The sequence below is a fragment of the Desulfofalx alkaliphila DSM 12257 genome (assembly GCF_000711975.1).
Lineage (GTDB): Bacteria > Bacillota > Desulfotomaculia > Desulfotomaculales > Desulfohalotomaculaceae > Desulfofalx > Desulfofalx alkaliphila.
In genome coordinates, this window is the sequence record NZ_JONT01000004.1 from 150,693 (window position 1) to 164,232 (window position 13,540).

16 protein-coding genes and 2 tRNA genes are annotated in these 13,540 nt (G+C 38.7%); 7 read left to right on the forward strand and 11 right to left on the reverse strand.

The genetic code is table 11. The annotated features are described in order from the left end of the window. The first annotated feature begins 4 nt into the window (after positions 1-4). Positions 5-805: a sulfite exporter TauE/SafE family protein gene (locus BR02_RS0104560; protein ID WP_031514642.1), complete on the forward strand. Its 801-nt coding sequence runs from the start codon at positions 5-7 to the stop codon at positions 803-805. Positions 806-853: 48 nt separating this feature from the next. Here the strand turns inward: BR02_RS0104560 and BR02_RS0104565 are convergent, their stop codons facing one another. After that, positions 854-1,186 (reverse strand): hypothetical protein, encoded by a 333-nt coding sequence (locus BR02_RS0104565; RefSeq protein WP_031514644.1) that lies wholly within the window; start codon positions 1,184-1,186, stop codon positions 854-856. Between the two features lie 176 nt (positions 1,187-1,362). On the opposite strand from BR02_RS0104565, the gene BR02_RS0104570 reads away from it, so the two are divergent. Further along, positions 1,363-1,896 (forward strand): hypothetical protein, encoded by a 534-nt coding sequence (locus BR02_RS0104570; protein ID WP_031514646.1) that lies wholly within the window; start codon positions 1,363-1,365, stop codon positions 1,894-1,896. A gap of 19 nt (positions 1,897-1,915) precedes the next feature. Continuing rightward, a complete protein-coding gene (locus tag BR02_RS0104575) occupies positions 1,916-2,149 on the forward strand; it encodes a hypothetical protein (protein WP_031514648.1) in 234 nt (77 codons plus the stop codon). A 23-nt stretch (positions 2,150-2,172) separates the two neighbouring features. Here the strand turns inward: BR02_RS0104575 and BR02_RS16080 are convergent, their stop codons facing one another. From BR02_RS16080 to BR02_RS0104595, 4 genes are all read right to left on the reverse strand, one after another. Then, entirely contained in the window at positions 2,173-2,475 is a 303-nt protein-coding gene (locus BR02_RS16080) for a Sec-independent protein translocase subunit TatA/TatB (protein WP_031514650.1), read from the reverse strand. Between the two features lie 76 nt (positions 2,476-2,551). After that, positions 2,552-2,785, reverse strand: coding sequence for a hypothetical protein (locus BR02_RS0104585; protein WP_031514652.1), 234 nt, complete (start codon positions 2,783-2,785; stop codon positions 2,552-2,554). Between the two features lie 107 nt (positions 2,786-2,892). Next, complete coding sequence (locus BR02_RS0104590) at positions 2,893-4,653, reverse strand: Na/Pi cotransporter family protein (protein WP_031514654.1); 1,761 nt, start codon at positions 4,651-4,653, stop codon at positions 2,893-2,895. A gap of 177 nt (positions 4,654-4,830) precedes the next feature. After that, positions 4,831-5,193: a DVU0772 family protein gene (locus BR02_RS0104595; RefSeq protein WP_051688120.1), complete on the reverse strand. Its 363-nt coding sequence runs from the start codon at positions 5,191-5,193 to the stop codon at positions 4,831-4,833. A gap of 78 nt (positions 5,194-5,271) precedes the next feature. Between BR02_RS0104595 and safA the strand changes: the two genes are divergently transcribed. Continuing rightward, on the forward strand, positions 5,272-6,015 hold the full coding sequence (gene safA / locus BR02_RS15735; RefSeq protein WP_051688121.1) for a SafA/ExsA family spore coat assembly protein: 744 nt from the start codon (positions 5,272-5,274) through the stop codon (positions 6,013-6,015). 43 nt (positions 6,016-6,058) lie between these two features. Here safA and BR02_RS0104605 read toward each other — a convergent pair whose 3' ends face one another. The 6 genes from BR02_RS0104605 to BR02_RS0104635 all read right to left on the reverse strand — a co-directional run bounded on the left by BR02_RS0104605 (position 6,059) and on the right by BR02_RS0104635 (position 12,411). Next, entirely contained in the window at positions 6,059-7,225 is a 1,167-nt protein-coding gene (locus BR02_RS0104605; RefSeq protein WP_031514659.1) for a glycosyltransferase family 4 protein, read from the reverse strand. 75 nt (positions 7,226-7,300) lie between these two features. Next, the gene (locus tag BR02_RS0104610; RefSeq protein ID WP_031514661.1) at positions 7,301-7,750 is read right to left on the reverse strand and encodes a hypothetical protein; all 450 of its coding nucleotides are present in this window, start codon (positions 7,748-7,750) and stop codon (positions 7,301-7,303) included. Positions 7,751-7,854: 104 nt separating this feature from the next. After that, entirely contained in the window at positions 7,855-8,127 is a 273-nt protein-coding gene (locus BR02_RS0104615; RefSeq protein ID WP_031514663.1) for a late competence development ComFB family protein, read from the reverse strand. A gap of 113 nt (positions 8,128-8,240) precedes the next feature. Continuing rightward, positions 8,241-11,036, reverse strand: a complete 2,796-nt coding sequence (locus BR02_RS0104625; protein WP_337999120.1) for a UPF0182 family membrane protein — start codon at positions 11,034-11,036, stop codon at positions 8,241-8,243. 84 nt (positions 11,037-11,120) lie between these two features. Continuing rightward, positions 11,121-11,312: a hypothetical protein gene (locus tag BR02_RS0104630; protein WP_031514667.1), complete on the reverse strand. Its 192-nt coding sequence runs from the start codon at positions 11,310-11,312 to the stop codon at positions 11,121-11,123. Between the two features lie 136 nt (positions 11,313-11,448). Then, positions 11,449-12,411, reverse strand: a complete 963-nt coding sequence (locus BR02_RS0104635; RefSeq protein WP_031514669.1) for a D-alanine--D-alanine ligase — start codon at positions 12,409-12,411, stop codon at positions 11,449-11,451. Between the two features lie 136 nt (positions 12,412-12,547). On the opposite strand from BR02_RS0104635, the gene BR02_RS0104640 reads away from it, so the two are divergent. From BR02_RS0104640 to BR02_RS0104655, 3 genes are all read left to right on the forward strand, one after another. Continuing rightward, positions 12,548-12,623: transfer RNA gene (locus BR02_RS0104640), tRNA-Trp, on the forward strand. Positions 12,624-13,034: 411 nt separating this feature from the next. Beyond that, positions 13,035-13,110: transfer RNA gene (locus BR02_RS0104650), tRNA-Trp, on the forward strand. A 222-nt stretch (positions 13,111-13,332) separates the two neighbouring features. Then, the coding region (locus BR02_RS0104655; protein WP_031514671.1) for a hypothetical protein at positions 13,333-13,540 on the forward strand (208 nt) is incomplete at its 3' end.

The window sequence follows — 13,540 nt, forward strand, 5'->3', positions numbered from 1 at the left end:
AAAATTGACACCGCTTGAAATAATCTTGATATTGGTGGCCGGCTTCGCGTCCGGTTTCGTAAACGTTGTAGGTGGCGGAGGATCGCTGGTTTCAATGCCGGCACTAATTTTTTTAGGATTACCCTCTGCAGTGGCAAACGGAACTAACCGCATAGCCTTAATGGTACAAAGTATTGTAGCCATTACCTATTTTAAACAAAAAGGATTCTTCTACCCAAAGTTAAGTGTATTACTTGGTATTCCGGCAGTGCTGGGGTCAATAGTGGGGGCAAAATTTGCAATTTCGCTCTCCGATGAAATGTTTAATACCATTTTAGCCATTGTGATGATAGTGGTAATGTTTTTAATCATAGTAAGACCTGAAAAGTATTTCCTTAAACCTAAAAAGGAAAAAGACAGTGAAGAACAGGAAGACGAAGAAAGTTATGGGCCATTACGTATGGCCTTAGCTGTAGCTGCCTTCTTCGGTGTCGGATTTTACGGTGGTTTCATCCAAGCAGGCGTTGGCTTTATCATTATTGCTGCGCTGGCACTAATAACCGGCATGTCATTGGTAAAAATTAATAGCTTAAAAGTGCTAATTACAGCAATGTACATATTGGTTTCATTACTGGTATTCGTTATCAGCGGAAAGGTAGACTGGGCCATCGGTTTTTGGCTGGCTTTAGGTAACGCTTTGGGAGCCTACTACGGCAGTAAGTTCGTGGTTTACAAGGGGGATAAATGGATCCGCATTTTCTTAGTGGTCACGGTAACCATTATGGCCGGAATGCTGCTGGATGTACACAAGTTACTGGGTTTCTAATAAAAAGTATGTGGGAGCGGCAGACAAGACGCTCCCACACTAAATAAACTACCTATTTGACATTTGGCGGCGCAGAATCTCGCACATATTACACGTTTCCTCGAACTGTTCATCTGTCATTTGCGGAATGCTGTTTACAACATTTTTTAAACTTTGATCGATATTATTCCGAAGCATTTCCGAACGCTCCTCATCACTCATTGGAGGGCGCTTGCCACTTCTAATATCTTCCATTAGCTTTGCCATTTTATCTGCGGTTTCTTTGTCTAAATGCATTGGTATGTACTTCTTAAGTGTGTCCAGCTCATCAGCAGTGACCTGCTCTTTATTTCTAACCCTGGTTAAAACATCCCTTAACTCATCTGAACTAAAGTGCTTCATAAATATTCCTCCAATTTACCACTGAATTTATTAATGCATTTCTTCGTCAACAGTAAATTTCCCTGCCCGGCACTATATTATTGCTAATATTTTTTTCGATAAAATGAAGGAAAAACTAGTAATTCCCCAGAAAGTATCATAAATACAATTAATTTATCGCCAAGGGGGATATAAACTTGAAAATTAATGCCACTAACGATGAAGCCCAAAAAATACACTCAGATATATACCAGGAAATAGTAAACTATATTGCCCAACCTGAACACATTAAACTATTTATCAGTCGCAAAAAATTAAATCTTGATGCTTTTGTTTATACAGTGGAGCAATTGATGGGCCGCTTAACTGTTATCAGAATACTTGAAGACACAGGGCAACTGCCACAGCCTGTATTACAGCCCTTGCTAAAAATGCATCAGAAGGCAGATAATGACGGTGAAGAATTATGGGAAGCCCTATTGGATATATTCCTTGACATGCGCCTGGCAATGGAAAAAGAAGATGATATGGAGAGCGTCTGGTCACTTAGCGGTGTGGATGAATTGCATATACAGAACAAAACAACGCGTAAAATTCTGGACCTGTATAATCAGTTAGATTTTTCCGATGGTCTACAAATTGCGGCACAGTTAGATAGCTGGATAAAAGAAATGTCAAAGGCTTTCTGCGAAGGCTTAGAGGGTACACTTAACAAAAGGCAGAAGCATTAAATGCATGCGGAGGGTTTTAATGAAAAAATTTATCTTTTCCGGGTTTGTGGCTGGATTATTTGTTTACTATATTGCTATCATACAGCAAGCAATGACCCCCATTTACCATAACATGGTATTGTTCTGTGTTACTTGGATGTTATTTTATGTACTTGTTGATTTATTGGTTGAGCCCTTTACCACCCAGGAAACAAATTCCAGGGTAAAGATTCGAAAAAAAGTTAAGAATACGCCCAAAGAGTCGTCATTGTAATGAAAACTTGGCAACGCCAAGTTTTATTTTTTTGTTTGCTCTTTTTCATCATCTAATAATGAATCATATTGTTTTTGAACCTCGTTCTTAATTTTTCCCACTTCGTTATTTAGTTCTTTTTTAATTATATCTGTTTCCTCTGTAATATCCTTTTTTATTTTTTTTCTTTCCTCTTCAAAGGACTGTGTTACTTCACTGGTCATTTTTCTAAACTCCATTAGGCCTCTACCCAGCTTTTGCCCAATTTCCGGCATTTTACTGGGACCAAAGACCACCAGTGCAACTAACATAATCAGTATTAAATCTGTAAATGTAAAGTTTAACACACAAATCACCTTCTCAATCCATTTTGACCTGAATGTTCTAGAAGAACCGGCCCAACGGGAAAAACTATAAAAAATTTTAACCGCCGGCACACATGGTTACTTTTAAAAGGTAATAAACAATACAAATCAATAGAAAATAACCGATATTTCTAACGGCCTTGTCTCTATTTTTTGCATTCCTTCTTTGACGTTCTCTTTTTTCCTTTAATTCCTTTTGGGCAGGGTCAACATATTTAACTGTTTTAAGTTTTCTCTTTTTCCTGGGTTTAAATTCTATGACCTTCCCCTTTTCACCTTTCTTTTGTGACATATGTACGCACCCTCATAATATATAGTATCTATATTATATCAAAAATCAACCTGCTAATTAATGATTATTATAGTAGTATAAAAAATAAACCACCCTCAGAGGGTGGCTTATTTTTTATTTTTTTGATCACCTTTACGGGCTTCATTGGCAATCATGCTACTATAGTATTTTACCTGTCTTCTTTCAATTGTACCCATATCACCCAAAACATACTCCGCAAGGTTCACCGCATGGTCCCCTATCCGTTCCATGTTACTTAACAGATCTAAGAACAAGGCTCCGCCAATGCCGCTACATATCTTTTCATTTAAACGCTCAATATGTCCTTGTCTAAATTCACGCTCTAAATTGTCAATAATAACTTCATTTTGAATAACCTTACGGGCCAATTCATGGTCATTATGTTCAAATGCTTCTAAACTCAATTTTAGTGTTTCTTCAGTTAATTTTGCCATTGCATATACACTCTTCACAGCTTCCTCAGAAAAAGTAACCTTGTTTTCTGTGGCGTAAATTCCCAGCTCAACAATGTTATCTGCGTGGTCTCCGATACGTTCTAGGTCATTAACCGCATGCAACAGTGTTGTTGAATAATTGGATTGCTCTGTTGTAAGCCTTTTTTCAGAGGTAAGTTGAACAACATAATTAGTAATTTCTTCATCAAGTTTGTTAATAAGTTGCTCCCTCTGTTCCATATACATGGGGTTTAGTTCTTTATCCTTAGTATTGAAGAAGAATCTTATTGACTCTCCGAAAAACTCCCTGGAATGCTTGCCCATTCTTATCAGTTCTTGATGTGCTTGTTTTAAGGCAACTTCAGGTTGGGATAGCAGCCTTGGTTCCAAATACTTGGTTTTTGCTTCAAATTGAGCCATTTTGCCGGGTATCAGCTTAGTTACAACCCAGGCCAATACACCGACAAAGGGCAAGTGAATTAAGGTATTGGTCACGTTAAACACCCCGTGAGATTGGGCAATCTGCATTCTAATATTTAAAGTATCCCATGAGCCTTCAAAACCCGGCAGTAAAACTAAGATATTGTTAGTTATCAGCTTGACCATCTCCGGAAAGATACCAAGAATGGTCAGTGGTAAAAATATACATGTGCCAACAACATTAAACAACATATGGGTTAAGGCCGCCCGTTTTGCTGCCACCGAAGTACCAATGGCTGCCAATAGGGCTGTGACGGTGGTGCCTATATTGTCACCAAATAATATAGGTAAGGCCTGCAAATAAGTTACAGAACCTTGGCTTGCCAATTCCTGTAATACACCGATGGTGGCAGTACTACTTTGAACTATCATGGTAAACACTGTACCTATTGCCACACCCAGTATAGCATTGCTTTCAACATTAAGCATTAAATCAGTGAATATCTGTAAATCTTTTAAAGGTTTAACACCGCTTCCCATTACATTTAGGCCATAGAAAAGCATACCAAAACCAAATAAAACCTGGCCCACATTATTTATCTTCTTATTTTTAGCAAAGAATAATATAAGTGCGCCCACCGTTAATATAGGTAACGCATAGGCTGTCAAGTTAAAACCAATTAAGTAAGCAGTAACGGTGGTACCAATATTAGCTCCCATTATTATCCCAATGGCTTGTTTTAGCGTAAGTAGCCCGGCATTTACAAGTCCCACCGTCAACACAGTGGTTCCACTACTACTTTGTATTAGTCCGGTAACCAAAATACCTGTTAGTACACCCCTGACAGGTGTTTTGGTACCCTTTTCTAAAAAGCCTTTCATCCTTTGACCGGCTACGTTCTGTAGGCCGTCAGACATATATTTCATGCCAAATAAAAACATAGCCAGACCACCTAAAGCCAAAAACAATACCTCTTGCAGCGAAATTTCCATATGATTACCTCCAGATGTTTATATTTAACCCCTGCAATAAGATAAATATTCGACATCATTTTATCCAACGTTATTATTCTTTGTATATGTTCAAAAACCTTTGCAACAAAAAAATATTTAACGAGAAATTAACAAACCCTCCGGATATACTCAGGAGGGTTTGTTGAAAAACACTATTTAATTATTTAAAAAATTATTTTCCAGCCAGTTCCGTATTTCTTTATCAATATAAAATAAGCCATCATTTAAGCTTTCATTACCTTGGTTTGTCAGTGCAGTTTTGATCATTTCTAACGGCGGTTGCTCTTTCAATGGCTCACTTTTTATACCATAGGGTGAATAACGATATACCGAAACTAAAGCGTTTCCGTCAAGCACATCAATAATAAAGGTGTAGCCACTTTCTCTGTTCTTAAATTCATCATCAAACTTAAAATCCCATGAAAGATTGTTTTTAATTTTATTAATATCCATGACACTGCTCCTTTCCCTGATATTACTTTTCCATGAGTTAATTAATACTTCCACATTATTTACCATATTCCTTCCTTAGTGAAAATCACAGTTACGGTTTTAATGACATATAATGCAGAAATCTTAAAATAGGGAGGGATATTTGTGCAATATACCGTTCAAGCCGGTGACACCTTGTTTAGAATAGCGCAAGGTTTTGGAGTTAGCCTGGATCAATTAATTGCAGCTAACCCCCAAATTCGAGACCCAAACATTATTATGCCGGGACAAATAATTAACATCCCCGTTATAAAAGATGGCGGACCTTTTCCTGATTATACTCACGGTGGACATAAACCGGGGTATCACCATTGTCTCCATGGTCCTGATAAAAACATCTGGCAGAAGGTGTGTTTACCTACACCCTACCCAGAGGTAAAGGTTGAGAGGCCCAACCCAAGGTATGGTAGTATGCTGATGGATGCATTGGCTGATAAAAACGGCGAAATGACTGCCATTAATTTATACCTATACTATTACACCATTTTAGAAAATACAAAATATGAAGAGCTCTCAGAGCTTTTAGAAGCCATCTCTATTATTGAGATGCGTCATATGCACGACCTTATGAAGTTTATCAAGCTACTTGGCTGCGACCCCAAATATGAAAACAGCCTGGGTGTACCCTGGTGTGCTACTTATGTAAATTATAAGCTGCATAACGTTTGCAATTTATTAATGGCAGTCATTCAAGATGAAGAAAATGCTGCAAAACTATATACCTGTATGGCTAGAGAAATTAAAGATAAGTGTGTTTCTGACTGGTTACTGAGGGCGGCAGAAGATGAGACTCACCATGCCAAGCTATTTAAAAAGTATTACAGCAAATACTGCAGGCCAATGGGATAAAGCAAATAGAAACACCTTCCCAACGGGAAGGTGTTTCTATTGTTTAACCGTGTAGTCTATCTATCCTACTACGTTTGCGCCTTATTAAACTCTTATAAACACTTACTAGTTTTAAAGCACAGTTTCTGGAAGATAATAACTCAGCATTTTCCATTGCTTTTTGGCCCATTATATGCCGCAGCTGACTATTCTCTAAAAGCTTATTCACAGAATTTGCAAATAAGTCCTTATCCAAGGGGCAAAGGTATCCGTCCTCGCCATTTACTACCATTTCCGAGACACCAAAGGCATCCACTGCAACCACCGGCAGTCCGGCAGCCTTGGCCTCGGCAATCACCAATCCCTGTGTTTCAGTAACCGAAGCAAATACAAATATATCTGCGTCAACATAACTTTTAATTACATCTTCTTTACTCAGGTTACCGGTAAAAATTATATTATCGCCAAAATCACTTTGCTGAACCGCTGCTTTGAGCCTTTCTTCCTCTGGGCCACCGCCTACTATTAACAAGCGGGTATCAGGATGAGTGCGCCAGATCTTTTTATAAGCTTCAAATAAAAAATCAATATTTTTTTCTTGTCCTAGGCGTCCCACAAATATTAAAACTTTTTTATTATGTGGGATGCCATACTTGTTTCTTAACCAACCTTTTTCAGCCTTTTTAAACTCTTCGGTATAAATACCGGTGGGTATAGGCTGAATGGGTGCTCGCACCCCCTGTGCTCTTAAGTGATTTGCGATTACTCCGGTGGGGACAATTACTTGGTCACACTGGTTACAAAAATCAACAGTGAACTTTTGTGTTATTTCTTTGGTTATGTTTTGCCCAAAGGGCACATAGTGTACGTATTGATCGTATAGGGTGTGATAGGTAAAAACAAGCGGAATACCAAGACGCCTTGCATACTTTGCCCCTACCCTGCCTAGAATAAACGGCGAATGCACATGTATCACATCGAGATTTAGTTCTTTTACTTTAGCCCATAAACCTAACGAAAAAGGAAGCGCTAAGGTGAAGTCCTTATTCGTTGGTGACGGTATAGAAAAGAACCTATAAACCCTGGGTTCCTCTTTACAGTTAGGGTAATTTGGTGCAAAAATAAATACTTCGTGACCCATTTGTGTCATTTCTGTAGTAAAGGTTTCCACAGAACGCACTACCCCACTGGTATAAGGACGATAACTGTCACAAAATTTGCCAATTCTCATATCATCCTCCCCCTTCATTCACTTAATTACCCTCACATTATATTTCCCAGGTTTACATCACTATTATACCATCCTTTACCAATCTTTATGATACCTATAATCAAATATTCTCCATCCGTCCACAGTATTGTGCAGATAAAAGGCGGCCTTATCGCGATGGGTATTGTTAATATCATTTAAATCCCTATCAATAAGGGTTACTATGGCCATGGCTTTACTTTCATTTAAATATATAATATGTATTGATTCCACATTAGTTTGCCAATACCAATCGGTTCTTAAATCAATAAAATTCAATGCGGCGGTTGTGTTCCGTTCCAACAATTCCCCGGCAAAGTATTGACTTAACAAATCTTTTACTTGCTGCTCTGACTTGGCATTCATCCAACTTGTATCTTCTACGGCACCTTTAATAACAGTGCCAATTTCATTTGCCTGGTCCTTCTGTTCTCCGCTTTCTAAAATTACAGGAATAAGTAATCCACTTGCCACCATCAACAGCAAGAGAACAATTATTTTTTTCATGCCCCTACCCCCACCTTTTACCTTTATAAACATTAAATACGGTAAGGGGGCTCAATTATCCTTGGTAAATATTGGCATATATTGGTATATATTTTAAAAATAAACTAATGTCTTGGGTTAAGGTGTACCTTATCCATGGCTTTCATCAATTGAGTAATAATCAGCACCTTGCCGCCCAGTAAATCAAAATTAACTTGGGTGATAATTTTTCCGGTTTCTGTAACAATGTAGTGTGGTGGCAAATTATTTAATGCTATAGCCATTACGTCTTGTCTGCAGCGCTCACAGGTACATACACCGGGTATTCTCTTTTTAAACTCATTATATACTGAGTCTATCAAGTGCAAAACCGCTGTTTCAGTGTAGTTATATAACATGGCACCCACCTCGCTCAAAAGCTTTTTATTATTTTCTATATTTAACCTATTTCTATATTATTTCTATATTACCAAAAAAATTGCCGGTATTAAACCGGCAATTTTTCAGTAAATTATATGGTTTGCTCACTAAGCCGCTCAAGCACTTCCCTTAATTTATTTTGGCTTTCCCCATAACCGGCCCAGTCACCTTCTTTTAATCTTTGCTGACCTTCATTAAAGTGCCTTTCAGCTTCCTGTATTAATTGATCTATGCTAATAACTGAAGGCCTTTCGATATCACCGGGAAGGTCCCCTGCTTCCCCATCGGATGGCAAGGTAGGTTTATCTATGGGCGATCCAATTCCTTCTCCAAAGAGACGTTGCAAGGCCAGCTCCAAGGTGGGCTCCATTACAATCCTATCACCATGGGCTACTATTACCCTGCGCAGTTCTGGCATACTGCTTTGCTCAGCCTTTAGATAGAGCGGTTCAACGTAGATTATTGCATTATTAATGGGTATAACCAGTAAGTTGCCCCTAATTACCGATACACCCCGTTGACTCCACAGTGTTAACTGTTGAGAAATATCTCCGTCCTGGTCAATTCTGGCCTCAATTTGCATTGGCCCGTAAACCAGCTCCCCTTGGGGGAAGGTGTATACTAACAGCCGACCATAATTATCACCGTCAGATCGTCCTGCAAGCCAACCAATCATATTTACCCTGTTAGTGGGCGTAAACGGCAAGATCTGCACAAATTCCGGCCCATCGGAGTCCGGCAACTCAATGACTGTATAATAGGGTTCCATGCGAGATTCATCGCCAGCAAATACCTCAGTGGGCAGCTGCCAACGGTCTTCCTTATTATAGAACACCTGAGCATTAGTCATATGATAAGTGGTATACATAGATGCCTGCACAGCAAACAAATCAATGGGATATCTGATGTGACGGCGTAAATCTTCAGGCATCTCGTCAAGATCCTTAAACATATCGGGGAAAATTTTACTGTACACCTGAATGATCGGATCATCCGGGTCAGCAATATAAAAATCTACTAAACCGGTATAGGCGTCAACCACTGCCTTAACCGAATTTCTTAGATAGTTTAAATTCTCCTGGTAAGGCTCTGAATAGGGATACATGTTGGTTGATGTGTAGGCATCCCACAACCAGTATAACTTTCCTTCACTTATGACAATATAAGGATCGTCATCAAATTTTAAGAAGGGTGCAATCTTTGGTACACGCACCTTAATATTCCTATCCATTAACAGCTGGCTTTCCGGTGTTATGTCACCGGTAAAGATCATTCTATAATCTGACAATACATATGCCAGTACAAGCTTTCTAAAAAATGAGTTTATCTTAATCCCGGTATCGCCTTCCCAGTTTGTATAAACGTTCTGATCCCCCATGGGATAGTTAAACTCCTGAGTCTTGGTGTTGACAAAAACATATTGATCCGTCTTTTCACCAAAATAAACCTCCGGTCTTTCAATGGGGACATCATCAATACCTACCGGTGGAATATCTTTAATAAAGAACTCCGGCAAACCTTCCGTTGTAACTTCGTTAACCGGGCTCATGGCCACTCCAAAACCGTGAGTATACATTAAATGCTGGTTAACCCAAGTTTTAGCCTGGGCCGGCAATTTATCAATATTCATTTCCCTGGCTGACAACATTACTTGCCGTATTTCCCCATCAATCATATATCTATCAATATCATTGTCTACAAACTCATAGTACAGACGTAGCTCTTGCAGCTGAGCATAGGTCTGCATTAATGGTTTCCAATCCCACAGACGAATATTGTCCACTGTAGCTCTGTTGTTACTGATGTCATCGGCATTTAAAAGCTTGCCGGCAGGAAAACTGGCCACTTCAATCTTGTCTAAATTATAAGCGGCCCGTGTAAATTCAATATTATGGGCAATATAGGGTTCTTCACGGTGAAACTGATTGGGTACCACCACAAACCGCTCAACCAAGCTGGGTACTACCCCGGTCAATATAATGGCAGTTACAATTAAACCCACTACGCTATACATTACTAAGTTAAAGCGACGCAATCTAATGTTTACCAGAATTACAAGGGCGGTTAGAACTGACAAAACAGCCAGCACAGTGAGGGCCAGCAGGTTGACGTTTATATCTGTATAGCCCGCGCCGTATATTACCCCGGTTTCACTAAATAGCAACATATATCTACTTAAGAAAAAGTCAATGGCTTTAAAGACAAAGTATAATGCTGCCAGTGCTGACAGGTGTATTCTGGCCTGTGTGGACTTAATTAACTCAATGCGGCCATTATTAAGCATTGACTCTGATAAGAAATATATAACTGCCACCACCAAGGCAGTTACTATGGTGGTCCAAGTTAAAAAGGATAAGATAAACTGATACAGAGGCAATAGAAATACATAGAATCCAATATCTTTATTAAATATGGGGTCTGTTTTGCCAAAATCCGTGGCATTTAAAAATTTCTGTACAGTTATCCAGTCACCGCTAAATGCACTACTGGTCATAAATGCCAGTACTGCACTGATTATTATAAAAAATAAAAAAACGGTCCGTTTATTTATCAGTCCCAGCCATTCTTCAATAGGAGGTTGTTGTATTACAATTACATTTTCATCCAAATGTTGTCTACGTAAATGCTGGAAATTTTCAACCTTTTCCAGTAAAAAGCGTCTGGTAAATAATAAATTAAATAAAATAAAAGCAAAAAACAGTAGGCCTATGGCCACCCTAAGCCCCATTTCGGTTAACAGTACTGTTAAAAACACCGACTGGTAGTTCAGTGTTCCAAACCATAACCAATCTGTGTATAAACTAGCAAGCCAGTATGACATGCTAAAAACTGCTACTACTAAAGCCAGTATTACGTATATTGATGCTTTACCGCGCAATAAATACACCTCCATAGTCTCTTATTCTAGCATTTTTCCCAATGTCAACCAATTTAAAACATCCTGTTCTAAATCGGGGCCTTTAAGATTCTTTTACATGGGTTTTCTGGGCTTGTGGGTGTCATCTGCTTCCTTTCTTAGCTTGGCTTCACAAAATTGACAAAAGGATGAAACTTTTTTCTTTGGTTTGGGAATGAAATCATCTTCATCGTCCCACATGCTTTTTTTCGGTTCATCTTCTTCTTGATTAATTAATCTACCACAAATAATACAACGTGTAGACATTACTCCACCCCCAATTTGGTAATTGTTATTTTTTTCTCTGCTTACTGCGCCTTTTCCTGCTGTTTATTACACTTTCTTTAAAATTAAAATTAAACTGCACAGTCCCTTTAAGTAAAAAGGCGACAAGGTTGTCGCCTTAAATATCTATATTCTTATTATGTTTTTCAAAGGCCAACTTAACTATTTCTTCCACAAGTTCAGCAAAGCCAATACCCGCTGCCCTTGCCGAATCCGGCACCAGGCTTGTTTCAGTCATACCGGGTATGGTGTTTATTTCCAATACATAGGCCCTACCCTCAGGTGAAATTATAAAATCTACCCTGGCTAACCCACTACAACCCAAAGTTGTATAAGTGCGTAGCGCTAAATCTTCTGTGACCCGCAAAACTTCATCGGTAAGCCTTGGGGGAATGATGTGTTCGCTCATACCAACAGTATATTTGGCATGATAATCATAAACCCCGGTGGCCGATACTATCTCAATTTGTGGTAAGACGCGAGCTTGTTCATTGCCCATCACTGTCACTGTTACCTCTGTGCCGGCAATAAACTTTTCTACCATTATGGTTGAATCATAATTTAAAGCATTTTCCAATGCCTCCGGTAATTCTTCGATATTATTCACAAAATAGATTCCAATGGTAGACCCCTGGGTTGGAGCCTTCACTACCACCGGTAAAGATAGGCGGCCAACAATTTCGTTACAGACCTGTTCTAAACCCATTTTTTCAATTGAATGCTTCGTATAAGTACAAAAATCAGGGGTAGAAATATTGTCAAATAACAATAATTTTTTAGTTGCTATTTTATCCATAGCCACTGCACTGGATAGCACACCGGAACCGGTGTACGGAATCTGCAGTAATTCCAGCAACCCTTGAATTGTGCCGTCCTCACCATATGTCCCATGCAGGGCCAAAAAGGCCAAATCTATGTTATTGGCTTTAATTTCTTCTATGAAATTAGGATCCCCGGTATCAATTTTTATTGCTTTATAACCCTTTGATTTTAAAGCTTGAAAGACCGCTTCTCCGCTTTTTAAGGAAACCTCCCGTTCAGCAGATTTTCCACCGTATAACACACCTATGGTTATTGGCATTGTGACACCTCCAGTTAAGTATATTTTATTATATTCGCAGACCACCGATAAAATCCTTTTGAAGTTTTTCCCTTGACTAATGAAATCCAATATTTTATAATGTAATTTGTCGACTAAAATACTATACTAACCATACAGGGGAGTAGCTCAATTGGCAGAGCATCGGTCTCCAAAACCGAGGGCTGCGGGTTCAAATCCTGTCTCCCCTGCCAGTTTAGAATAACTTGGCTTACACTGCGTCCTTTGGACGCCGATGGAAGCCTTTTTTCTTCTTCAAAAGTAATAAAAGGGTGCCCCTGCACCCTTTAAATATGCTTCTTGCAAGCCTTGTCTGTGGAATTTTTGTTATAATGTGCTATCGGTTGTAGGTAATCAAAACGTAAGGTCTGAGGTTTTTCATCAAAATTTATCATTACTACCTTGCAACGCATTAATCTTTTTAGAAATTTAAACATAAAACACACTCCTTTACTTTCTTTGCTTTATCTGCTTGTCCTATAATATTCAATATTACCACTTGTTAGAACCGGGTATCTTTTAATTTAATATATTATTTGTGGAAAACATTGGGGGTTTACTAATAAGATTATCTATTATATAATGTTATTTGCGAATAAAAACACAGGGGAGTAGCTCAATTGGCAGAGCATCGGTCTCCAAAACCGAGGGCTGCGGGTTCAAATCCTGTCTCCCCTGCCAAATCAAAGCCAAGCACCGCAAGGGTCTGCGGTGCTTTTTATTTTTGTTGGTGTCGTCAAAAGCGTTATTTAGTTGACACTTGGTTGTCAATTACTCTAACAACCCCCTTGTCTTTCCGCGATGAGTGGGGCATTTTTTTTTATTTATTTTTTGATAATATAGTGTTGACATTATATAATCTATATGCTATAATAGTATTAACAATAAAGGGGGGGTAATAAAATGAGAAACATCGAATCAGTAAAGCAAGAATTAAAGGCAGAGATAACAATAGGGAATATGAAAAATATACTCCCTATAATCAGAAAATCAGCGGAAACCATGGAGTTAATAAAAAGCAGATTAACGGGCGAAAGAGAAAAAGATAACCAGATGATATTAGATACAGTCAAAGAAATTATTGAGAACGAAAACAGAACGGAAATGTTTT

Excerpts from the sequence above, each read along its gene's own strand:
- BR02_RS0104635 (WP_031514669.1), bottom strand. The coding sequence starts at position 12,411 with ATGCCAATAACCATAGGTGTGTTATACGGTGGAAAATCTGCTGAACGG.
- BR02_RS0104610 (WP_031514661.1), bottom strand. The coding sequence starts at position 7,750 with ATGAAAAAAATAATTGTTCTCTTGCTGTTGATGGTGGCAAGTGGATTA.
- BR02_RS0104575 (WP_031514648.1), top strand. The coding sequence starts at position 1,916 with ATGAAAAAATTTATCTTTTCCGGGTTTGTGGCTGGATTATTTGTTTAC.
- BR02_RS0104605 (WP_031514659.1), bottom strand. The coding sequence starts at position 7,225 with ATGAGAATTGGCAAATTTTGTGACAGTTATCGTCCTTATACCAGTGGG.
- BR02_RS0104630 (WP_031514667.1), bottom strand. The coding sequence starts at position 11,312 with ATGTCTACACGTTGTATTATTTGTGGTAGATTAATTAATCAAGAAGAA.
- BR02_RS0104585 (WP_031514652.1), bottom strand. The coding sequence starts at position 2,785 with ATGTCACAAAAGAAAGGTGAAAAGGGGAAGGTCATAGAATTTAAACCC.
- BR02_RS0104590 (WP_031514654.1), bottom strand. The coding sequence starts at position 4,653 with ATGGAAATTTCGCTGCAAGAGGTATTGTTTTTGGCTTTAGGTGGTCTG.
- BR02_RS0104615 (WP_031514663.1), bottom strand. The coding sequence starts at position 8,127 with ATGTTATATAACTACACTGAAACAGCGGTTTTGCACTTGATAGACTCA.
- BR02_RS0104565 (WP_031514644.1), bottom strand. The coding sequence starts at position 1,186 with ATGAAGCACTTTAGTTCAGATGAGTTAAGGGATGTTTTAACCAGGGTT.
- BR02_RS0104595 (WP_051688120.1), bottom strand. The coding sequence starts at position 5,193 with ATGGTAAATAATGTGGAAGTATTAATTAACTCATGGAAAAGTAATATC.